Source organism: Pseudonocardia sp., assembly GCF_029263155.1.
Taxonomy (GTDB): Bacteria; Actinomycetota; Actinomycetes; order Mycobacteriales; family Pseudonocardiaceae; genus Pseudonocardia.
Map to the genome: position 1 here is coordinate 35213 of NZ_JAJCYB010000086.1, position 20432 is coordinate 55644.

24 protein-coding genes are annotated in these 20432 nt (G+C 74.7%); 12 read left to right on the forward strand and 12 right to left on the reverse strand.

The genetic code is table 11. The features are described 5' to 3' along the window. Nucleotides 1-8 precede the first annotated feature (8 nt). Together pgi and Q1K26_RS17840 are read left to right on the forward strand one after the other, a co-directional pair. Nucleotides 9-1655: a glucose-6-phosphate isomerase gene (pgi, locus tag Q1K26_RS17835; protein ID WP_300013965.1), complete on the forward strand. Its 1647-nt coding sequence runs from the start codon at nucleotides 9-11 to the stop codon at nucleotides 1653-1655. 46 nt (nucleotides 1656-1701) lie between these two features. Next, nucleotides 1702-2541, forward strand: a complete 840-nt coding sequence (locus tag Q1K26_RS17840) for a phosphatase PAP2 family protein (protein ID WP_300013967.1) — start codon at nucleotides 1702-1704, stop codon at nucleotides 2539-2541. On the opposite strand, the gene Q1K26_RS17845 is transcribed toward Q1K26_RS17840, so the two are convergent. Next, nucleotides 2542-3057, reverse strand: a complete 516-nt coding sequence (locus tag Q1K26_RS17845) for a TetR/AcrR family transcriptional regulator (RefSeq protein WP_300013970.1) — start codon at nucleotides 3055-3057, stop codon at nucleotides 2542-2544. It abuts the gene before it with no gap. Nucleotides 3058-3255: 198 nt separating this feature from the next. Between Q1K26_RS17845 and Q1K26_RS17850 the strand changes: the two genes are divergently transcribed. Continuing rightward, nucleotides 3256-3402 (forward strand): hypothetical protein, encoded by a 147-nt coding sequence (locus tag Q1K26_RS17850; protein ID WP_300013973.1) that lies wholly within the window; start codon nucleotides 3256-3258, stop codon nucleotides 3400-3402. Nucleotides 3403-3449: 47 nt separating this feature from the next. Here the strand turns inward: Q1K26_RS17850 and Q1K26_RS17855 are convergent, their stop codons facing one another. Beyond that, the gene (locus Q1K26_RS17855) at nucleotides 3450-4244 is read right to left on the reverse strand and encodes a DNA-formamidopyrimidine glycosylase family protein (protein WP_300013975.1); all 795 of its coding nucleotides are present in this window, start codon (nucleotides 4242-4244) and stop codon (nucleotides 3450-3452) included. Between the two features lie 75 nt (nucleotides 4245-4319). Here Q1K26_RS17855 and Q1K26_RS17860 point away from each other — a divergent pair, with 75 nt between their 5' ends. Beyond that, nucleotides 4320-6116 (forward strand): NHL domain-containing thioredoxin family protein, encoded by a 1797-nt coding sequence (locus Q1K26_RS17860; protein WP_300013977.1) that lies wholly within the window; start codon nucleotides 4320-4322, stop codon nucleotides 6114-6116. Nucleotides 6117-6146: 30 nt separating this feature from the next. On the opposite strand, the gene Q1K26_RS28800 is transcribed toward Q1K26_RS17860, so the two are convergent. Further along, a complete protein-coding gene (locus tag Q1K26_RS28800; protein ID WP_363320489.1) occupies nucleotides 6147-6704 on the reverse strand; it encodes a C40 family peptidase in 558 nt (185 codons plus the stop codon). Nucleotides 6705-7078: 374 nt separating this feature from the next. Here Q1K26_RS28800 and Q1K26_RS17870 point away from each other — a divergent pair, with 374 nt between their 5' ends. Next, a complete protein-coding gene (locus Q1K26_RS17870; protein WP_300013979.1) occupies nucleotides 7079-7306 on the forward strand; it encodes a PASTA domain-containing protein in 228 nt (75 codons plus the stop codon). A gap of 8 nt (nucleotides 7307-7314) precedes the next feature. Here the strand turns inward: Q1K26_RS17870 and Q1K26_RS17875 are convergent, their stop codons facing one another. Together Q1K26_RS17875 and Q1K26_RS17880 are read right to left on the reverse strand one after the other, a co-directional pair. Further along, nucleotides 7315-8103 (reverse strand): enoyl-CoA hydratase/isomerase family protein, encoded by a 789-nt coding sequence (locus Q1K26_RS17875; RefSeq protein ID WP_300013981.1) that lies wholly within the window; start codon nucleotides 8101-8103, stop codon nucleotides 7315-7317. 10 nt (nucleotides 8104-8113) lie between these two features. Continuing rightward, on the reverse strand, nucleotides 8114-8728 hold the full coding sequence (locus Q1K26_RS17880; protein ID WP_300013984.1) for a DUF1707 domain-containing protein: 615 nt from the start codon (nucleotides 8726-8728) through the stop codon (nucleotides 8114-8116). A gap of 107 nt (nucleotides 8729-8835) precedes the next feature. On the opposite strand from Q1K26_RS17880, the gene Q1K26_RS17885 reads away from it, so the two are divergent. The 3 genes from Q1K26_RS17885 (at nucleotide 8836) to Q1K26_RS17895 (ending at nucleotide 11303) form a co-directional block, all read left to right on the forward strand. After that, on the forward strand, nucleotides 8836-9354 hold the full coding sequence (locus tag Q1K26_RS17885; RefSeq protein WP_300013987.1) for a hypothetical protein: 519 nt from the start codon (nucleotides 8836-8838) through the stop codon (nucleotides 9352-9354). Beyond that, nucleotides 9351-10004: an O-methyltransferase gene (locus tag Q1K26_RS17890; protein WP_300013991.1), complete on the forward strand. Its 654-nt coding sequence runs from the start codon at nucleotides 9351-9353 to the stop codon at nucleotides 10002-10004. Before Q1K26_RS17885 ends, Q1K26_RS17890 begins: the two co-directional genes overlap by 4 nt. Nucleotides 10005-10145: 141 nt before the next feature. Further along, on the forward strand, nucleotides 10146-11303 hold the full coding sequence (locus Q1K26_RS17895; protein ID WP_300013994.1) for an acyl-CoA dehydrogenase family protein: 1158 nt from the start codon (nucleotides 10146-10148) through the stop codon (nucleotides 11301-11303). 10 nt (nucleotides 11304-11313) lie between these two features. On the opposite strand, the gene Q1K26_RS17900 is transcribed toward Q1K26_RS17895, so the two are convergent. The 5 genes from Q1K26_RS17900 to Q1K26_RS17920 all read right to left on the reverse strand — a co-directional run bounded on the left by Q1K26_RS17900 (nucleotide 11314) and on the right by Q1K26_RS17920 (nucleotide 15478). Then, nucleotides 11314-11712: a cytochrome c oxidase subunit 4 gene (locus Q1K26_RS17900; RefSeq protein WP_300013996.1), complete on the reverse strand. Its 399-nt coding sequence runs from the start codon at nucleotides 11710-11712 to the stop codon at nucleotides 11314-11316. A 9-nt stretch (nucleotides 11713-11721) separates the two neighbouring features. Continuing rightward, complete coding sequence (locus Q1K26_RS17905; protein ID WP_300014065.1) at nucleotides 11722-12621, reverse strand: cytochrome c oxidase subunit II; 900 nt, start codon at nucleotides 12619-12621, stop codon at nucleotides 11722-11724. Nucleotides 12622-12847: 226 nt separating this feature from the next. Further along, nucleotides 12848-13774, reverse strand: coding sequence for a carbohydrate kinase family protein (locus Q1K26_RS17910; protein WP_300014067.1), 927 nt, complete (start codon nucleotides 13772-13774; stop codon nucleotides 12848-12850). A 113-nt stretch (nucleotides 13775-13887) separates the two neighbouring features. Further along, nucleotides 13888-14265 (reverse strand): iron-sulfur cluster assembly accessory protein, encoded by a 378-nt coding sequence (locus tag Q1K26_RS17915; RefSeq protein WP_300013998.1) that lies wholly within the window; start codon nucleotides 14263-14265, stop codon nucleotides 13888-13890. A gap of 109 nt (nucleotides 14266-14374) precedes the next feature. Next, nucleotides 14375-15478, reverse strand: a complete 1104-nt coding sequence (locus Q1K26_RS17920; RefSeq protein WP_300014000.1) for a glycerate kinase — start codon at nucleotides 15476-15478, stop codon at nucleotides 14375-14377. 33 nt (nucleotides 15479-15511) lie between these two features. Here Q1K26_RS17920 and Q1K26_RS17925 point away from each other — a divergent pair, with 33 nt between their 5' ends. Continuing rightward, entirely contained in the window at nucleotides 15512-16120 is a 609-nt protein-coding gene (locus Q1K26_RS17925) for a DUF3043 domain-containing protein (RefSeq protein WP_300014003.1), read from the forward strand. A gap of 1 nt (nucleotide 16121) precedes the next feature. On the opposite strand, the gene Q1K26_RS17930 is transcribed toward Q1K26_RS17925, so the two are convergent. Continuing rightward, entirely contained in the window at nucleotides 16122-16322 is a 201-nt protein-coding gene (locus Q1K26_RS17930; protein ID WP_300014008.1) for a hypothetical protein, read from the reverse strand. Between Q1K26_RS17930 and Q1K26_RS17935 the strand changes: the two genes are divergently transcribed. The 3 genes from Q1K26_RS17935 to Q1K26_RS17945 all read left to right on the forward strand — a co-directional run bounded on the left by Q1K26_RS17935 (nucleotide 16316) and on the right by Q1K26_RS17945 (nucleotide 19217). Then, nucleotides 16316-16855 (forward strand): bifunctional adenosylcobinamide kinase/adenosylcobinamide-phosphate guanylyltransferase, encoded by a 540-nt coding sequence (locus Q1K26_RS17935; protein WP_300014011.1) that lies wholly within the window; start codon nucleotides 16316-16318, stop codon nucleotides 16853-16855. The genes Q1K26_RS17930 and Q1K26_RS17935 overlap by 7 nt on opposite strands. 200 nt (nucleotides 16856-17055) lie before the next feature. Beyond that, complete coding sequence (locus tag Q1K26_RS17940; RefSeq protein ID WP_363320490.1) at nucleotides 17056-18450, forward strand: nicotinate-nucleotide--dimethylbenzimidazole phosphoribosyltransferase; 1395 nt, start codon at nucleotides 17056-17058, stop codon at nucleotides 18448-18450. After that, the gene (locus Q1K26_RS17945) at nucleotides 18447-19217 is read left to right on the forward strand and encodes an adenosylcobinamide-GDP ribazoletransferase (protein WP_300014013.1); all 771 of its coding nucleotides are present in this window, start codon (nucleotides 18447-18449) and stop codon (nucleotides 19215-19217) included. The genes Q1K26_RS17940 and Q1K26_RS17945 overlap by 4 nt, the downstream gene beginning before the upstream one ends. A gap of 96 nt (nucleotides 19218-19313) precedes the next feature. Here the strand turns inward: Q1K26_RS17945 and Q1K26_RS17950 are convergent, their stop codons facing one another. After that, nucleotides 19314-20417 (reverse strand): branched-chain amino acid aminotransferase, encoded by a 1104-nt coding sequence (locus Q1K26_RS17950; RefSeq protein ID WP_300014016.1) that lies wholly within the window; start codon nucleotides 20415-20417, stop codon nucleotides 19314-19316. Nucleotides 20418-20432: the final 15 nt, after the last annotated feature.

Consider the following 20432-nt stretch of genomic DNA (forward strand, 5'->3'; position numbering starts at 1 on the left):
ACGGCAGGATGGCCGCCGTGGACATCGCCGCTACCCCCGAGTGGGCCGCCCTCACCGAGCACCAGGCCGCCGTCGCCCGGACCCACCTGCGCGACCTGTTCGACGACGACCCCGGGCGCGCCGCGGCGCTCACCGCCACCGGCGGCGACCTGGTCCTGGACTACTCCAAGAACCGCATCACCCGCGACACGCTGCCGCTGCTCACCGCGCTCGCCCGGGCCGCCGGCCTGCCCGAGCGCACCCAGGCGATGTTCGCGGGCGAGCACATCAACACCAGCGAGGACCGCGCGGTCCTGCACACGGCACTGCGCGCGCCGCGGGCCACCGCACTGGCCGTCGACGCCCAGGACGTGATCGACGACGTGCACGAGGTGCTCGACCGGATGGGCGCCTTCACCGACGCCGTCCGCTCCGGGGAGTGGCTCGGGCACACCGGGCAACGGATCCGCGCCGTGGTCAACATCGGGATCGGCGGGTCCGACCTGGGCCCGGTGATGGCCTACGAGGCGCTGCGCGACTACTCGCAGCGCGACCTCACGATGCGCTTCGTCTCCAACATCGATCCCACCGACCTCACCGAGACGCTGCTCGACCTCGATCCGGCGACCACGCTGTTCATCGTCTCGTCCAAGACCTTCACCACGCAGGAGACCCTGACCAACGCGCGCGCCGCGCGCGCCTGGCTGGTCGGCGCGCTCGACGACGAGACCGCCGTCGCGCGGCACTTCGCGGCCGTGTCGACCAACGCGGCCGAGGTGGAGGAGTTCGGCATCGACGCGGCGAACATGTTCGGGTTCTGGGACTGGGTCGGCGGCCGCTACTCGGTGGACTCGGCGATCGGGCTCTCGCTCATGGTCGCGATCGGGCGGGACCGGTTCGCCGACTTCCTCGCCGGCATGCACGCGATGGACCGGCACTTCCGCGACGCCCCGCTGGAGCAGAACCTGCCGGTGATCGCCGGGCTCCTGAACGTCTGGTACGTCAACTTCTTCGGCGCCGAGACCCACGCGGTGCTGCCCTACAGCCAGTACCTGCACCGGCTGCCCGCCTACCTGCAGCAGCTGACGATGGAGAGCAACGGCAAGTCGGTGCGCGGCGACGGCACGCCGGTGACGACCGCGACCGGCGAGATCTTCTGGGGCGAGCCGGGCACCAACGGCCAGCACGCCTTCTACCAGCTCATCCACCAGGGCACGCGGATGGTCCCGTGCGACTTCATCGGCTTCGCCGAGCCCAACCACGTGCGGTCGGTGCACGGGCCCACGGACATGCACGACCTGTTCATGGCCAACATGTTCGCCCAGACCTCGGCTCTCGCGTTCGGCAAGACCGCCGAGGAGATCGCGGCCGAGGGCACCCCGGCCGACGTCGTCCCGCACAAGGTGATGCCCGGCAACCGCCCGTCCTCGACGATCCTGGCACGCCGGCTGACCCCCGCCGTGCTCGGGCAGCTGATCGCGTTCTACGAGCACGTCACGTTCGTCGAGGGCACCGTCTGGGGCATCGACTCGTTCGACCAGTGGGGCGTGGAGCTGGGCAAGGTGCTCGCGAAGCAGCTCGGACCGGTGCTCACCGACGCCGACCCGGACCTCTCGGGGCTGGACTCCTCCACCGCGGCGCTGGTGAGCCGCTACCGGGAGTGGCGCGGTCGCTGAACAGGCCCCGGCACGTACGACGAGAGCACGTACGACGAGGGCGGCGATGACGCAGGCGGACGGCGAGCAGGTGAGCGACGGCCGGACCGACACGGCCCGGGGCGACACGGGGCGGGCCGACACGGGGCGGGGGGACGCGCCCGGGCGGGACCGCTCCGACCGGCGCGCGATCGGGCAGGGCGGCCCGGCCACCGGCGTGCCCCCGGCCGGACTCGACGCCCACCTGCCGGCCGCCGCCCCCCGGCCCGGGCGCACGGTGCTCGTGGCCGTGCTGCTCCTGGTCGCGGCGGGTGCGGCGATGTGGGCGGCCCTGGACACCGCGGGCCCGGGCCGGCTCGACGCCCGGTTCCTCGGCGAGGCGGTCGAGTCGCGCACGGGCGGCCTGAACACCGTCGCCGTCACGATCACCGAGGTCGGCAACACCTTCGCCATGGGCCTGCTCGCCACGCTGGTGGGGATCCGGTGCTGGGCGCGCGGGCGGCGGGCCGACGCGGTGTTCGTCGTCGGCGCGATGGCGGGGGCGGCGCTGCTGTTCCGCGGCATCAAGATCCTCGTCGACCGGCCCCGGCCGCCGGAGCTCACCCAGGTCGTGCGGGAGAGCAACGAGTCGCTGCCGTCCGGGCACGCGACGATGTCGATCGTCGTGATCGGGTCGCTGGTCGTGCTGGCCTGGGCCGGTCGGGGACGCGCGGCCCGCACGGCGATGGTGGTGGTCGCGGCGCTGTGGGTCGGGGCCGTCGGCAGCACCCGGGTCTACCTGGGCGTGCACTGGTTCAGCGACGTGGTCGTCGGATGGCTGCTCGGTGCCGCCTGGCTGGCGGCGTGTGCGGCGACCTGGATCTGGTGGCGTCGGGCAGCGGTGCAGCCGAGCCCGGCCCGCCCATGATCAGTCGAACAGGCGCCCGGCCACCCTCCTGGCCCGGCCGATCGCACCCGGATCGCGCAGCGAGGTCACCAGCGCCCCGTCGACGACGAGCAGCAGGTCCCGCGCGCGCTCCGCGTCACCGGTGAGGGTCTGCAGGTAGGCCGCGAGGTGCTCCTTGTGCTCGGCGGCGACGCGATGGGCGGCGCTGTCCTGGTCGGCCACCTCGACCATCGCGTTGATCGCCGCGCAGCCGCGGAAGGCCGGGTCGGCGGCCTGGTCGGCGAGCACGTCGAACACGGCGAGCACTCCGCCGCCGCGCTCCTCGACCTCGGCCGCCAGGTCCGCCCGCCACCGTTGCAGCCGCTCGCCCAGCACCGTGACCACGAGGTCGTCCTTGCCGGGGAAGTGCCGGTAGAACGAGGCCCGCCCGACCCCGGACTCCGCGAGCAGCCGCTCCACCCCCACCGCCCGGACGCCCTCGGCGTAGAACAGCCGGTCGGCGGCGGCGAGCAGGCGGTCGCGAGCGGCGGTGGGCACGGAGCCGACCCTAGCGCAGAACGGAACCGTCGGTACCGTCCTGGCCATGAGCCGATACGCACAGCTGGCGTTCACCGACCCCGTCCGGCAGGTGCAGGCCGAGCAGGGCAGCGCCACCGCGATGTCGCGCTCGACGCGGACCCGGCGCTGACCGCGCGCCTGACCGACGTCGTCACCGACGGGCGCCCCGAGCGGCTGGTGCTGATCCACGTCGAGGGCGTGCAGCCCAACTGCCCGCAGCACATCACGCCGAGGTGGAGCGAGCCGGAGCTGGAGCCGGCCCTGCGCCCCCTGCGGGCGCGCCTGGCGGAGCTGGAGGAGGAGAACGCGCGGCTGCGCGGTTGAGCGGACGGCACTCGCACCCGACCTCGCTGGGCGAGGGTGCCGCTCGCTCAGGCCTGCTCGGCGCTGCACCACCACGTCGAGCGGCCGCCGACGGTGCCGTGCACCATCGGCGCGCCGCAGCGCGGGCAGTGCCCCTCCGGGCGCCGATGCCGGATCACCTCGCCGGTGTGCACCCCGCCGTGCGCGATGGCCGCCTCGAGCGCGGCCTCCAGCGCGTCGTGGAGGGCGTCGAGGCGCGCGGCGCCGAGCTCGTCGGCGGGGGCGGACGGCGAGACGCGGGCCTGCCACAGCGTCTCGTCGGCGAGCAGGTTGCCCACGCCCGCGAGCACCGACTGGTCCAGCAGGCGCGCCTTCACCGCCGAGCGCCCGCGCCCGACACGCGTGCGGAACTCCTCGCGCGTGATCGTCTCGGCGTCCGGGCCGAGGGCGTCGACGTCGGGATCGAGCCGCACCCGGCCCAGGCGCCGCTTGTCGAACAGCCGCAAGCTCCCGCCGTCGGCGAAGGTGACGGTGAAGCGGTCCCACTCGGGCTTGCGGGGGCCGGGGTCGCGGTGCTCGGGCCCCGTCGGCCCGACCCGGCCGTCGACGACGATCTGCCCGCCCATCCCCAGGTGGACGCCCAGATCCGGGCCGGGCCCCCCGCCGACCCGGGTCTCGCACCACATCGCCTTGCCCCGGCGGCGGGCCGCCGTCAGCCGCCCGCCGACCAGGGCCGCGGCGATCTCCCCCGGCGCGTGCGGGCGGCACACCCAGTGGTCGGTGTCGTCGATCGCGGCGATGGTCCGGTCGAGCGCGCCCTCCAGGACGGCACGCGCGAGCTCCACCTCGGGCAGTTCGGGCATGCCGCCAGTCTCGCGCCGGGCCGGAACAGCCGCGCGCCCGGACCTGTTGGTGGGCAGGTGGACAGGACTGCGCAGGTGGACAGGACCCGGGTACGCGCACCGGAGCTGCGCGGGCGGCGCTGGCTCAACACCGGCGGGGCCCAGCCGCGGCTCGCCGATCTCCGCGGCCGGATCGTCCTGCTGGACTTCTGGACGTTCTGCTGCGTCAACTGCCTGCACGTGCTCGACGAGCTGCGCGAGCTGGAGGAACGCTTCGCCGACGTGCTGGTGACGATCGGGGTGCACAGCCCGAAGTTCGTCCACGAGGCGGACCCGGCGGCCGTCGAGGCCGCGGTGGAACGCCACGGCGTGACCCATCCGGTGCTCGACGATCCCGACCTGCACATGTGGGACGCCTACGCCGCCCGGGCCTGGCCGACGCTGGTGGTGATCGACCCCGCCGGCTACGTCGTCGCGCAGATGGCCGGGGAGGGACACGCGCACGGGCTCGGGGTGCTGATCGAGGAGCTGGTCGCCGAGCACGCCGCTGTGCTGCGGCGCGGGGACGGGCCCTACGTCGCGCCGCCGGAGCCGGTGACGGCGCTGCGCTTCCCCGGCAAGGTGATCGCACTGCCGACCGGCACGTTCCTCGTCTCCGACACCTCGCACCACCAGCTCGTGGAGCTCGAGGCCGACCTGGTGACCGAGCGGCGGCGGATCGGCACCGGCGACCGGGGGTTCGTCGACGGCCCGGAGCCGCGCTTCTCCGAACCGCAGGGGCTCCTGCTGCTGCCCGACGGTGACGTGCTGGTGGCCGACTCGGTGAACCACGCGGTGCGCCGCGTCCGGCCCGCCGACGGCACCGTCGCCACGCTCGCCGGGACCGGCGGGCAGCTGCGTACCCGGGTGGAGGTGGGGTCCGCATCCGCCGAGCTGTCCACGCCGTGGGACCTCGCCCGGTGGGACGGGCGGGTGGTCGTCGCGATGGCGGGCACCCACCAGCTGTGGTCGGTCGACCCGGACACCGGCACCGCCACCGTGCTCGCCGGGACGACGAACGAGGGCCTGCGCGACGGCCCGCCGTCCGACGCGTTCTTCGCCCAGCCGTCGAGCCTCGCCGGGTCCGGGGACGGCACGCTGTGGGTGGCCGACTCCGAGACCTCGGCCCTGCGGTCGGTGGTGGCGCGGCCCGAGGTCGGCGCGGCCGTCACCACGGCCGTCGGGCTCGGGCTGTTCGACTTCGGCCACCGCGACGGCGACGCCGGGCAGGCGCTGCTGCAGCACCCGCTCGGGGTGGCGGTGCTGCCCGACGGCTCGGTCGCGGTCGCCGACACCTACAACGGCGCGATCCGCCGCTACGACCCGGTCACCCGCGCCGTCACCACGCTGGCCCGCGACCTGCGGGAGCCGTCGGACGTGCTGGTGGACGGCGACACGCTGGTGATCGTGGAGTCCGCGGCGCACCGCCTGGTCCGGATCCCGGTACCGGGCAGCACCCGCACCGGCGGCACGCATCTGGACACCGGCGCGCACCGGGTGCGGCGCGCGCCCACCGATCTCGCGCCCGGACCCGTCACACTGCGCATCGCCTTCACCCCACCCACCGGGCAGCACCTGGACACCCGCTTCGGCGACCCCACCTCGCTGACCGTCGCCGCGTCCCCGCCCGAGCTGCTGGCGGCGGGCGCGGGCACCGCGCCCGGCCTGACCCGCGACCTGGTGCTCGACGGCGACCGGCAGGGGGTGCTGCAGGTCAGCGTCGCCGCCGCGGCCTGCGACGACGGCGACGGCGTGTTCGCCGCCTGCCACCGCTACCAGCAGGACTGGGGCATCCCGGTCCGCCCGGTCCCCGGTGCTCCCGCGGAACTGGAGCTGGCCCTGCGCCGCATCTGACCCGCCGCGACCGGGCCGGTGTGCGGCGGCTCAACGCCGTCCGGGTCGCAGGCTCTCGGGCAGGGAGGCGGGCGGGGCGTCGAAGATCTCGGGCACCGGGATCGGCAACGGCGCCGGCACGGGCCGCGGTGGCCGCAGACCCGGCTCGTCCAGGCCCGCCGGGCGGGTGGCGCCGAGGTACTCGTCGCCCGGGTACCGGTACTGCGACACCCGCACCGGCCGCCCGTAGGTCGACGCGTTCACCATCCGGCCCTCCCCGACAAACAGCCCGACGTGGAAGACCCGCTCCGCCACGCCGTAGAACACCAGGTCACCGGGCTGCAGCGGCGCGCCGCCCGGCACTCCGGGTCCCGCGTAGAACTGGGCGTGCGCCGTGCGGGGCAACGCGATCCCGGCCACCGCGTAGGCGTGGCGGGTGAGCCCGGAGCAGTCGAACCCCGTCTCGCCCGCCGCCGGTCCGTCGCCTCCCCACTCGTAGGGCAGCCCGAGCTGGTCCAGCGCGGCGTCCACCGCCACCGCGGCCGGATCGGGCGGCGCCGGCACGAGCAGCACCACCCAGGACACCAGTACGGACCGGCGCGACAGCATGGCGCCCACCCTGCCCGCCGCACCCGGGCCGATCACCACACGGACGGCTCGGCTCAGACCCCCGACCAGGTGAGGACGGCCAGGACACGCCGGTGGTCGTCGCCCGAGGGCAGATTCGGGCGGACCTCGTCGATCCAGGGTACGCAAGCTGTGGTGCCGTCGCGGTGTAACACGGCGGGCCCGCCCGGCGGTAGACCCCCGTGACCCGCCGATCCATCCCCCTCGCCGCCCTTCTCGCTCTGGCCACAGCCTGCGCCGCACCGTCGGCTCCGGCCGATCCACCCGCCGACCCGCCGGCCACCGCGCCGTCCGCCGGGAGCTCCACGGCCCACGCTCCCCCGGTCGCAGTAGCACCGACGGCGACGAGCTGGGTGATGCCCGACCTCGTCGGCGCGAACCTGCAGGACGCGCAGAACGCCATCCAGGCACTCACCGACTTCGAGATCGCGATCACGACGTCGACCGACGCCGGCGGCGCCGGTCGCATGCAGCTGCTCGACAGCAACTGGACGGTCTGCGCGCAGAGCGTCGCGCCCGGCGAGACCATCACCACCGCCTCGATGATCGATTTCGCGGCGGTCAAGGTGGGCGAGAGCTGCTGAGCCGCGGTTCAGCTGAACCGCGGCGGGCGCTTCTCCCGGTGGGCGGCGACACCCTCGCTCACGTCGGGCAGGCCGAAGCCGTAGAACTCCAGGGCCAGCGACGCGTCGAAGGAGGGGCCCATCGCGCGGTACCAGTTGTTCAGGGCCTGCTTGGTGAACTGCACGGCGCTGGGCGAGCCCGCGGCCAGCTTGCGCGCGACCTCCATCGCCTTGTCGTGCACCTGGTCGTCGTCGACGGCCAGGGAGACCAGCCCGATCCGCTCGGCCTCCTCCCCGGTGAGGACGTCGCAGGTCAGCAGGTAGTACTTGGCCTTGGCCATGCCGCACAGCAGCGGCCAGTTGATGACGGCGTGGTCGCCGGCCGCGACGCCGAGGCGGGTGTGCCCGTCGACGATCTTCGCGGTGCGCGCGGCGACCGAGATGTCCGCGAGCATCGCCACCGCGAGCCCGGCTCCCACACACGGTCCGTGGATCGCCGACACCACCGGCTTCGAGCAGTTGATCACGTTGTAGACGAGGTCCCGGGCCTCGCGCATGACGCGGGTGCGGGTGGTGGGGTCGGCCACCATCGACTCGATCAGGTCGAACGACCCGCCCGCGGAGAACCCGCGGCCCTCCCCCTGGATCACGACGGCGCGCACCGAGTCGTCGCGGTCGATCACCGGCCAGATGTCGGCGAGCTGCTGGTGCCCGTCGGCGCCGACGGCGTTGATGTTCGGCCCGTCCAGGACGATCCGCAGGATCGCCTCCTCGGGGCGTTCGATGCGCAGGGCGGTGAAGGCGGCGTAGTCGGTCACGCAGGTGAGACTAGGTCTCCAGCTCCTTGGTCGGGCCGGGCGGCTTCGCCCGCTTGATCTCGACGCCGCCCATCAGCGCGAACCCGTTGATGCGCACCTTCGGACCACCGTGCCGCACCCCGGCCCCGCGACCGTCGAACCCGCCCATCAGGCCGAACCCGTCGCTGGCGACGTGCAGGTCGTGCGGCACGGTGATCTCGATCCCGCCCATGATCGCCACCGCGGTGATGGTGACCTCCGCGGCGGCGAACCTCGCGTGCCGCAGGTCCAGGTCCACCCCGCCCATCAGTGCGAACGCCGTGTGCCGGGCGGGCACCACCCACTCCCCCGCCCGATCGCACCCGCTCATGACCGCGACCGAGATGGCGGGCCCGGTGTCCGGGACGATCCCGGCGCGCGCCACCGGCGCCGGCGGCGCGCCGGTGTCCGGCACGGGAAGGTCCTTCGTGAGCGGCACCAGCTCGCCGTGGGTGCGGGCGGCGTAGAGGGTCTGCAGGCGCTCGCCCAGCTCGTCGAGGTCGATCCGGCCGTCGGCGGCCGCGGCGTGCAGCTGTGCGGCGACGCGCTCGCGGTCCTGGTCCGAGGCGCGCAGGTCGTCCGGGTTCGGCGAGTGTGCGGGGTCCACGCGACCCAGGGTAGTGAACCTCCGCGCTCGGCGGGGCCTGCGCCGGTTGGCCGATCGCGTTCCCCCGACGCGCGTGGCTCGCCGGGCAGGGGGCACTATCGGGGGCTGTGCTCCCCACACGCCTGCTCCTCCCCGTCGCGCTGCTGCTCGCGCTGACCGCCTGCAGCTCCGCCCCCGCCCCCGCACCCGCCGACACCGCGGCCCCGGCCGCGGCGGCCGGATCGGACCCCCACGCCGGGCACGGCCCACCCGAGGGCGGCGCCGGGCTCTACGCCGTGCAGAGCGGGGCGCTCGGTGTGATCACGATCGACGCCGAGGGTCACCTGCTCTACCGCTCCGACGCCGACACCGCCGATCCGCCGACGTCCACCTGCACGGACACCTGCATGGACACCTGGTTCCCGATCCTGGTCGACGACGGCGCCGAGCTGGAGCTGCTCGGCGTCGACGAGAGCCAGGTCGGGCGGCTGGAACGCGCCGACGGCGGCATCCAGCTGACGCTCGCGGGCTGGCCGCTCTACCGGCACCGCGACGACCCCGGTGGCCTGCCCGACGCCGGCCAGAACGGGGCCGACGGCAACTGGTTCGCCATCACGCCGGCCGGCGACAAGGCCGTGGCCCCGTGACCGAGCCTGCCTGGAGCGCCGTCGACGACTTCTACGGCTCCCTGCTGCTGCCCGAGGACCCGGCCCTGGAGGCGGCGCTCACCGCCAACGCCGCGGCCGGGCTGCCCGCGATCGACGTCTCCCCCGCCCAGGGCAAGATGCTGTACCTGCTCGCCCGCGCGATCGGCGCGCGCCGGGTGCTGGAGGTGGGCACGCTCGGCGGGTACTCGACGATCTGGCTGGCCCGCGCCGTGGCGCCCGAGGGCCGGGTCGTGACGTGCGAGCTCGACCGCCACCACGCCGCGGTGGCGACCGAGAACATCGCGCGGGCCGGGCTCGCCGACACCGTCGACGTGCGCGTCGGGCCCGCGCTGGACACCCTCGACGGGCTGCAGGGCCCGTTCGACCTCGCCTTCGTCGACGCCGACAAGGCCAGAGGCGCCGAGTACTTCGCGCACGCGCTGCGGCTGTCGCGACCCGGCGGGGTGATCGTCGTCGACAACGTGGTGCGGGGCGGGCGGGTCATGGACGCCGACACCGACGACGCCGCGGTCACCGGCACGCGTCGGTTCGCCGAGGCGCTGGCCGCCGAGGACCGCGTGGACGCGACGGTCATCCAGACCGTGGGGAGCAAGGGGCACGACGGCTTCGCCCTGGCGGTCGTGCGCTAGTCCCACCCGGCTGCGCGCGAGTCGCGGCCTGCGTGCGCGCGAGTCGCAGCCTGCGTGCGCGCGAGTCGCGGCCTGCGTGCGGTGCCGACCGTCGCTACCCGCGGGTAGCGTGTCCGCGACACCTCACGGAAGAGAGCTCGCGTGGACGCCGCCGACCTGACCGACATCCTGTCCGCCGTGCGCACGTTCGTGCGCGCCGAGGTGGTGCCGATCGAGGAGCGGATCGACGCCGAGGACGCGATCCCCGAGGACGTCGTCGAGGCCTGCAAGGCCATGGGCCTGTACGGGTTCGCGATCCCCGAGGCCTACGGCGGCCTGGGCATGACGCTGGAGGAGGAGGCGCGGCTCGCGTTCGAGCTGGGCTGGACGACCCCCGCGCTGCGCTCGCTGTTCGGCACCAACAACGGCATCGCCGGGCAGGTCCTGATCAAGGGCGGCACGGAGGAGCAGCGGAAGGCGTGGCTGCCGCGGCTGGCGTCGGGCGAGGTGACCGCGTCGTTCGCGCTCACCGAGGCCGACGCGGGCTCCGACCCCGCCGGGCTGGCCACCACCGCGCGGCGCGACGGCACCGACTGGGTGCTGAGCGGGACCAAGCGCTACATCACCAACGCGCCGGTCGCCGACGTGATCATGGTGTTCGCCCGCAGCAACCCCGACGCCGGCGGCAACCGGGGCATCTCGACGTTCCTGGTCCCGGCCGGCACGCCCGGCCTGTCGATCGGGCCGCGCGACCACAAGATGGGCCAGTTCGGGGCCTGGACCGCCGACGTGCACCTCGACGACGTGCGCGTGCCCGCCGAGGCGCTCGTCGGCGGCGAGGAGGGCGTCGACCGCGGGTTCCAGACCGCCGCCAGGTGCCTGGCGCACGGCCGCGCGCACATCGCGGCGCTGTGCGTGGGCATGGCCGGGCGGCTGGTGCACGAGTCCGTGGAGTTCGCGAAGACCCGCGAGCAGGGCGGGCGCCCCATCGCGTCGTTCCAGCTGGTCCAGGGCCTGATCGCGGACTCGGTCACCGACCACTACGCCGGCCGCGCCCTCGTGCTCGACGTCGCGCGGGCCTACGACGCCGGCACCGACACCGTCCAGGGGCCCTCGGCGGCGAAGTACTTCGCGAGCGAGATGGTGGGCCGTGTCGCCGATCGCGCCGTGCAGGTGCACGGCGGCGCGGGCTACATCCGCGGCGTGGCGGTGGAGCGCTTCTACCGCGACGCGCGCCTGTTCCGGATCTACGAGGGCACCAGCCAGATCCAGCAGGTGATCATCGCGCGGCAGTCGCTGGGCGCGGCCGCCCGCGCGTAGGTGCGCCCGGTCAGTGGTCGGCGGGGCGGATGTGGTACTCGAACACCAGCCCGCCGACCGCGAGCAGCAGCATGACACCGGCGATCACGAGCAGCCAGATGTAGTAGAACGCCAGCGAGATCCCCACCAGCGCGGCGCAGGCGGCCACCGTGATCGGCCAGTAGCTGCCCGGCGAGAAGAAGCCGACCTCGCCCGCGCCGTCGGAGACCTCGGCCGTCGGGTTGTCCTCGGGCCGCTCCTCCAGGCGCCGCGAGACGAACCGGAAGTAGGTGCCGATGATCAGCGTGAGACCGCCGGTGAGGAACAGGGCGGCGATGCCGACCGGCTCCTGGGCCAGCACCGTGTAGACGATGCCCATGACGAAGATCGTGACGGTGACGATCTCGAAGAGACGGGATTCGACCTTCATGTCCGGCCCTCAGTTCCCGGCGGCGACCGCGCCGGACGCCTCGCGCGCGGCTCGGTCGGTGTTGAACGGAAATGTCGTGGTGGCGGCGGGGGCGCACAGGTCGGCATCGCAGTTCAGCTCACCGAGCGCCTCACCCGCGGTGTAGGCGGCACCGGTGACCGGGTTGACCTGCCCGCGCAGCGCCAGCCACTGATCGAACTGTTGCTGCGGCAGCGCGCGCACCTCGAAGTTCATCTGCGAGTGGTAGGTGCCGCACAGCTCCGCGCAGCGGCCGACGAACGTCCCCGTCTGGTCGATGCGGTCGATCTGCCAGACGTTGTCCTGGTTGTTGAGCTCGGGGTCCGGGAACACGTCGCGCTTGAACAGGAACTCGGGCACGAAGAAGCTGTGGATGACGTCGCTGGACTCCTGCGTGAACTCGATCCGCTGGTCGATCGGCAGCACCAGCAGCGGGATCGTGGCGCTGTCGCCCAGCGTGCTGACCGGCTCGCCGTCGGGGCCCTGCGCGTCGGGGTAGGTGAACTCCCAGTTCCACTGGAATCCGCGGATGTCGACGGCGAGGTCGGGCTCGCCCTCCTCGGTGTCGACGTAGTTCTGCACGACGACGGTGAAGCCGAACAGCACCGCCACGATGATGGTCGGGATCACGGTGAACACGACCTCGACGGGCAGATTGTACTGCGTCTGGCGCGGAGCGGACCCGTCGTCGTCCTTGCGCTTGCGGTGGAAGGCCACCGTCCAGAACATCGCGCCCCACGTGACGGCGCCGACGACCAGCGCGGCGATGGCCGAGTAGATCCAGAGATCGCGCATGGCGTCGGCCTGCGGCGTGACGCCCGCGGGCCACCCCCAGCGCAGTACCTCCGACGCCGAACATCCGGTGGTCAGCGGCACGATCAGCGCAGCCAGGACACCGAGCTTGACCGCCCGTGACCTGCTGCCCGAACCGTGACTGAGCGCCCTGAGCTGTGCTCGGCCCACTGCTCGCCGCCTCCCTGGATTTCTCTCGTACCGACGACCCGCGGCGACGCCGGGGAACCCGCCTTCGACCGCGCGTAGAGACTAGCCGAGCGGGCACGCCACGCGCCTGCCGGGTGTTCGGGCGCGACGGCCGCCGCTCGGGCCGGCAGGGCCCTCAGGCCGGCAGGGCCGCGTCGATCTCCTTCACCGCGTCCGGGCCGTAGGCCTCGCCCAGCCGCGCGAGCGCGCCGGCGCGGTCCCAGTGCCACTCCTGGCCGCCGTCGGTCTCCAGCACGTGCACCGCCACCAGCGACCCGAGCTGGGCGGCGCGCTCCAGCGACAGCCCGCCCGCGGTGGCCGCGAGGAAGCCGGCACGGAAGGCGTCCCCGACCCCGGTGGGGTCGACCTTCCCCGTCTCCGGCACGACACCCACCTTCAGCTCCCCGACGTCGCGGCCGGAGATCTGCACGCCGTGCTCACCGAGCGTGGTGATTCGGATCTCGACCCGCTCCGCGACCTGCGCCTCGGTCCAGCCGGTCTTCTGCTGGAGCAGCTCCCACTCGTAGTCGTTGGTCATGAGGTAGCGCGCACCCTCGACGAGGCTCCGGATGCCCTCGCCGTCCATGCGGGCCACCTGCTGGGAGACGTCGGCGGCGAACGGCGTGCCCGCGGCCCGGCACTCGGCGGTCAGCTGCACCATCGCGTCCGGATCGCTGGCCCCGATCAGCACCAGGTCGGTGCGGTCGGCGAAGTCGGCGAGGTGGATCTGCGAGGACCGGGCCATCGCGCCGGTGTAGAACGACCCGATCTGGCGCATGTCGTCGTCGGTGGTGCAGACGAAGCGCGCGGTGTGCACATCGTCACAGACGAGGATCGCCGAGCAGTCGACGCCGTGTCGCTCCAGCCACTGGCGGTAGTCGGCGAAGTCACCGCCGACCGCGCCCACGAGCAGCGGGGCCTGGCCCAGCACGCCCAGCCCGAAGGCGATGTTGCCCGCCGAGCCGCCTTTCTTGATCACGAGTTCGTCGACGAGGAAGCTCAGCGACATCCGGTCCAGCTGATCGACGACCATCTGGTCGGCGAAGCGTCCCGGGAAGTGCATGAGGTGGTCGGTGGCGATGGAACCGGTCACAGCGATAGGCACGGGACGTCACCCTACCCGGACAGCACCGGACCCCGGCCCTGGAGCAGGGCACGGGGTCCGGTGGGAAGGACTCAGTTGAACGAGTCGCCGCAGGCGCAGGAGCCGCCCGCGTTGGGGTTGTCGATGGTGAACCCCTGCTTCTCGATCGTGTCGACGAAGTCGATCACCGCGCCCTGCAGGTACGGCGCGCTCATCCGGTCCACCCCGACCTTGAGGCCGTGGTAGTCGCGGAACAGGTCGCCGTCGAGTGAACGGTCGTCGAAGAAGAGCTGGTAGCGCAGGCCGGCGCAGCCGCCGGGCTGCACGGCGATGCGCAGGTGCATGTCGTCCCGGCCCTCCTGCTCGAGCAGGGCGCGGGCCTTGAGCGCGGCGGCGTCGCTGAGCTCGACACCGTGGGTCTCGGTGTCGGCGGCGGCCACATCGGTGGTGACGGAGTTCTCGACGGTCATGGCTCTCCCAACAACGAGCGGGGCAGTACGTGTTCCCGGTTCTGCCCCCGATAGTAGGCCCTATCCCCGGCGGCCGGGCAGTGGCGAACCCGGCCGGTCGTGATCCGGCTCACGTTCCCCGGCTCCACTGCCGGGCCACCCGCTCGGCCAGCGCGGCGAGGGTACCGGCGGGGTCGTCCATCGACGCCGCGACGCCACCGGCGTCGTCGGCCACCGAGTACGCGCTCTCCACGCCCGCCGCCGCGGCCTCGCGGCGGCCGACGCTCACCTGACCGGCGAGCACCAGGCACGGGATCCCCCGGTCGGCCGCGGCCCGCGCCACGGAGGTGATCAGCTTGCCGCGCAGCGACTGGAAGTCGAAGCTGCCCTCACCCGTCACCGCCAGCGCCGCGCGGTCCAGCGCGGCGTCGAGCCCGACGAGCTCGCGGACCAGGCCCGCCCCGGAGACGCGACGGGCCCCGCAGGCGAGCAGGGCCGCCCCCATCCCGCCGGCCGCGCCCGCACCGGGTTCGTCGCGGACGTCCGGACCGGGCAGCACACCGGCGAGCGCGACGAGTGCCGCGTCGAGGTCCGCGACCGTGGCCGCGTCGGCCCCCTTCTGCGGCCCGAACACCGCGGCGGCCCCGTGCGGACCCACCAGGGGGTTGTCGACGTCGGCCGCGGCGACCAGCGCGACGCCCCCGAGCCGCGGCGTCCCGGCCAACCGGTGCACGCCGAAGGGGGCGCCGTCGGGCACGGCCACCCCGCCGGCGTCGACGGGCCCGGCACCGAGCGCGGCGAGCATCCCGGCACCGCCGTCGGTGCTGGCCGAGCCGCCGAGCCCGACGACGATCTCGGCCACCCCGGCGTCGCGGGCGTCGGCGACCAGCTCGCCGACGCCGCGGGTGGTGGCCCGGCGCGCGGTCTCCGGCGTGCGTGACCCGACCAGGTGCAGCCCGCAGGCGGCGGCCGACTCCAGGTACGCGGTGCCGCCCAGCTCCAGCCAGCGGGCGCCGACCCGCCCGCCCAGCGGGCCGGTGACGTCGCGGTGGTGCCAGGTGCCGCCGCGGGCGGCGTGCAGGACATCGACGAATCCCGTGCCACCGTCGGCGAGCGGGAGGAGCACCAGCTCGTCGCCGGGAGCGGCCCGCCGCCACCCCGTGGCGACCGCCTCGGCCGCGGCCGTGGCCGTCAGCGTCCCGCCGAAGGAATCCGGAGCCACGACCACCTGCATGTGCGCCACGCTATCGGCCCGTAGTCTGGGCGCGTGAGGTTCCTGCGCACCAAGGCCGACCAGACCGACGCTCCCGCCGCCGGCCCGGAGACGGTCCGCGTCGGCGGCAAGGGTCGCCCCACCCCGAAGCGCCGCGAGGCGGAGACGAAGCGCCGCGGACCGGCCCCGCCCCCGCCGCGCACGCAGCGCGAGGCGGCGAAGTACGCGCGCGCCAACCGTCCCGCCAAGGAGGACCGGCGCGCTGCGGCGGCCGAGCGGCGGGAGGGGATGAACCGGGGCGAGGACAAGTTCCTGATGCCGCGCGACCGCGGGCCCGTCAAGGCCTACATCCGCGACCTGGTCGACTCCCGCCCGCACCTCATGGGCCTGTTCATGCCGCTGGCGATCCTGGTGGTGGCGTCGCTGCTGGTGCCGGTACCCGCGATCCAGTCCTACCTGAGCCTGTTCAGCTTCATCGCGCTCACCACCATGATCATCGAGGGGATCTTCCTCGGCGCGTCGATCACGAGGAGGGCACGGGCGAAGTTCCCGGACGCGAAGATCGGCGGGCTGGGCACCGGGTGGTACGCGTTCACCCGCGCCAGCCAGCTGCGGCGGCTGCGCATCCCGAAGCCGCGCGTCGCCCGCGGTGCCAACCCCTGACTCAGGTGCCGTCCTGCAGGCTCATCGGGCCGTAGACCTCCTCGTCGCCGTCGAGCAGCACGACCGCGTCGACCCCCGCCTCCCGCAGCTCGGGCCAGACGTCGGAGAACCACGACTCGGCCTCCTGCTGGTCGTCGAACCGTTCGTCGGGGCCGTCGATCGTCGCGGCCGACGCGTCCAGGTACCGCCATCGGAATGCCACGGGCCTATCGTGCACCGGTGATCACGCTCGTGCTCGGCGGCACGCGGTCGGGCAAGTCGCGCTACGCCGAGGACCTGCTGCCCGCCGACGCCCCGGTCCGCTACCTCGCCACGGCGCGGCGGATCCCCGGTGACGTCGAGTGGGACGCGCGCCTCGACGCCCACCGCGCCCGCCGTCCCCCGGCCTGGACCACCGTCGAGTCCCCCGACGTCGCCGCGCTGGTCCGGGGCGGGGGCACCCCGCTGCTGGTCGACGACCTCGCCACCTGGCTCACCGGCGTCCTCGACGACGCGGGGGCGTGGGACGGCCGCGGTCCCGGGATCGACGCGCAGGTCGCCGAGCTGGTGGACGCCGTGGCCACCGCGCCGGGGCGGGTGGTGCTGGTGTCGGCGGAGGTCGGCCTCGGTGTGGTCCCCGAGACGCGCGCGGGCCGGCTGTTCCGCGACGAGCTGGGCGCCCTGAACGCCGCGCTGGCCGCCGTCTGCGACGAGGTCGTCCTGCTGGTCGCGGGCCTCCCCCTGCGCCTGCGGTAGCCGTCGGCCCGAGATGGCCGTCGCCGCAGCCCGCCGGTCACAGCGGGGTGGCTCTGCTCCGACCGGACCGGACCGGAGCAAAGCCACCCTGCTGTGGTCGGCACCCGCCCGGTGCGCCCCCGCCGCGAACGGGGGTATCCGCTGCGCCGTGGGAGGGACCCGGTCCGGGGCCGCCGGGCCGGTCGCGATAGGAAGGCCCCGTGGACCTTCCCCCGATCTCCCCGCCCGACGGCGACGCGCGGCGCGCGGCCGTCGCCCGGCACGCCGAGCTCGCCGTCCCGCTGGGTGGCCTCGGCCACCTCGCCGAGCTGGGGTGCTGGCTGGCCGCGGCACAGGGCAGCTGCCCGCCCCGCCCGCCGGGCCGGCCCCGGCTGGTGATCGTCGCGGCCGACCACGGGATCGCCGCGGCGGGCGTCTCCCGCTACCCCGCTTCCGTCACGCTCGCGCAGGTGGAGGCGGTGCGCACGCACACCGCGCCGGTGGCGGTGCTGGCCCCGATCGCCGGTGCCTCCATCCGGATCGTCGACGTCGGGCTGGACCACGAGTCCGACGACAAGCACCACGTCCGCCGCGCGTGCGGCCGCATCGACCGCGAGGACGCGCTCACCGACGACGAGGTCGAGCGCGCCGTGGCGGCGGGGCGCGCCGTGGCCGACGAGGAGGTCGACGGCGGCGCCGACCTGCTGATCCCCGCCTCGCTCGGGGTCGGGGCCACCACGGCGGCCTCGACGCTGGTGTCGGCGCTGACCGGGGCCGAGCCGGTTGCCGTGATCGGGCGCGGCAGCGGGGTGGACGACCACGGCTGGATGCGCAAGGCCGCCGCCGTCCGCGACGCGTTGCGCCGCGCCCGCCCGCACGCCCGCGACCCGCTGGCCCTGCTCCGCGTGGCCGGCGGCACCGATCTCGCGGCGCTCACCGGCTTCCTCGCCCAGGCCGCGGTGCGGCGCACCCCGGTCCTGATCGACGGCCTGGTCGTCGGCGCCGCGGCGATGCTGGCCCACCAGCTGGCCCCCGGTGCCCGTGCCTGGTGGCTGGTCGCCCAGCGCTCCCCCGAGCCGGCGATGACGCTGGCCACCGAGCAGCTGGACCTGACCCCGCAGCTCGACCTGGAGGTCCGGGCCGGGGACGGGACCGGCGCCGTCGCCGTGCTCCCGCTGCTGCAGATGGCGGCCCGGCTGCTCGCCGAGACCGCCACCGCGGCCGACAGCGGCATCATCCCGGCCAACCCGATGCCGGCCGACCAGATCCCCGCCGAGGAGACCCCCGCCAGCGAGATCCCCACCGGCATGGTCCCCACCGGCACGGCCCCGACCGAGGGGGCCCAGACCGAGGCCGTCCAGACCGAGGCCGCCCAGACCGAGGCCGCACCCGAGGGTCCGGCCCCCGCCGACCACGACCCGGCGACGGCCGGGCCGGGGGCCGACGGGCCGGCTGCGGACGGGTCGGCATCGAACGCGGCAGGGACGAACGCGGCAGGGACGAACGCGGCGGCGCCCACCGAACCGGTTCCGGCCGACCCGGCCGCCGCGGCTCCCGAACCCACCCGGTCCACCGTGGCCGGCGGGACCCGACCCGACGGCTCCGCCACGACGTGAGGGGGCTGGCCCTCGCACTGAGCTGGCTGACCGTGCTGCCGGTGCGGGCGGGCGCGCCGGATGCCGCCACCGCGGCCGCCGCGATCCGCTGGGCGCCGCTGGTCGGGGGCCTGCTCGGCGCGGCCGCGGGCGGGGTGCTCGTCGGGCTCGCAGCGCTCGGGGCCCCGCCGCTGGTCGCGGGCCTGCTCACCGTCGGCGTCCTGGCCGCGGCCACGCGCGGGATGCACGTGGACGGGCTCGCCGACACCGCCGACGGCCTGGGCTGCTACGGCCCGCCGGAGCGGGCGCTGGCCGTGATGCGCGACGGCGGGGCGGGGCCGTTCGCGGTGGTGGCGCTGGTCGTGGCGCTGGGGACCCAGGCGGCGGCGCTGGCCGCGCTCGCCGCCTCCCCGCTCGCCGGCTCGCCGCTCGCCGCGGCACCGTCCGCCGTGCTCGCAGTGGCACTGGCGGCCGCGACCGGGCGGGCCGGGTTCGGCTGGGTGTGCCGGCGCGGGATTCGGGCCGCACGACCCGGCGGTCTGGGCGCCACGGTGGCCGGGTCGCAGCCGTGGTGGGTGCCGGGGGCCTGGTGGGCGGCACTGGCCGGGGCCGGGTTCGCGCTGGCCGGCCCGCGGGGCGCGGTGGCGGTGGCGCTCGGCGCGCTGCTGGTGGCGGGCCTGTCCTGGCACACCGCCCGCCGCTTCGACGGCATGACCGGCGACGTGCTCGGCGCCGCGAGCGAGCTGGCCACCACGGCCGCGCTGGTGGCGCTCGCCACCACACTCTGACGTCGCAACCCCGCACCCATGCAACGAACGGCACGTCCGTCCACCAGGTGTGGACGGACGTGCCGTTCGTTGCGGGCGCGGAGCAGCAGGCGTAGCTCAGGGGACGATCGTGTGCATCCAGCTGTGGGTGTCCGCGGCCGTGCCACGCTGGATCGACGTGAGCAGCTCGCGCAGCTTCAGCGTGACCGCGCCGGGCTCGCCGCCCCCGACCGTGACCTCGCCCTGGTTGTGCTTGACCGTGCCGATCGGCGTGATCACCGCCGCCGTGCCGCAGGCGAAGACCTCGGTGATCGCGCCGGTGGCGCAGCCCGTCAGCCACTCCTCGGCGGAGACGCGGCGCTCGGTGACCTCGCAGCCCAGCTCCTTGGCCAGCACGAGCAGCGAGTCGCGGGTGATGCCGGGCAGGATGCTGCCCGAGAGCTCCGGCGTGACGACCTCGACCGAGTCGCCCGAACCGAACACGAAGAACAGGTTCATCCCGCCCATCTCCTCGACCCACCGGCGCTCGGCGGCGTCGAGGTAGGCCACCTGCGCGCAGCCGTGGGCGGCGGCCTGGGCCTGCGGGAGCAGCGACGCGGCGTAGTTGCCGCCGCACTTCGCCGCACCGGTGCCACCGAGCGCGGCGCGCGTGTAGTCGGTGCACAGCCACACGTCGACGGGCTTGACCCCGCCGGGGAAGTACGACCCGGCGGGCGAGGCGATGAGCGCGTAGAGGTACTCCGCCGACGGCCGCACGCCCAGCCCCACCTCGGTGGCGATCATGAACGGGCGCAGGTACACCGACATCTCGCCGCCCGCCGCGGGCACCCAGGCGCGGTCGGCGGTGAGCAGCTCGGTGAGTGAGGCCAGGAACAGCTCGTCGGGCAGCTCGGCCATCGCCAGCCGCGACGCCGAGGCCCGGAACCGCGCGGCGTTGGCGTCGGGCCGGAACGACGCCACGGAGCCGTCGGGCTGCTGGTAGGCCTTGAGCCCCTCGAAGATCTCCTGCCCGTAGTGCAGCACCATCGACGACGGGTCCAGCGACAGCGGCCCGTAGGGCACCACCTTCGCGTCGTGCCAGCCGGCGTCCGCGGTCCAGGTGATGGTCACCATGTGGTCGGTGAAGTACCGGCCGAACCCGGGATCGGCGACGATCTCCGCGCGCCGGGACTCCGGCACCGGTGAGGGATGGGCGGTGCGGGAGAATGTGGGCGCGCTCATGCCCGCAGGTTACAA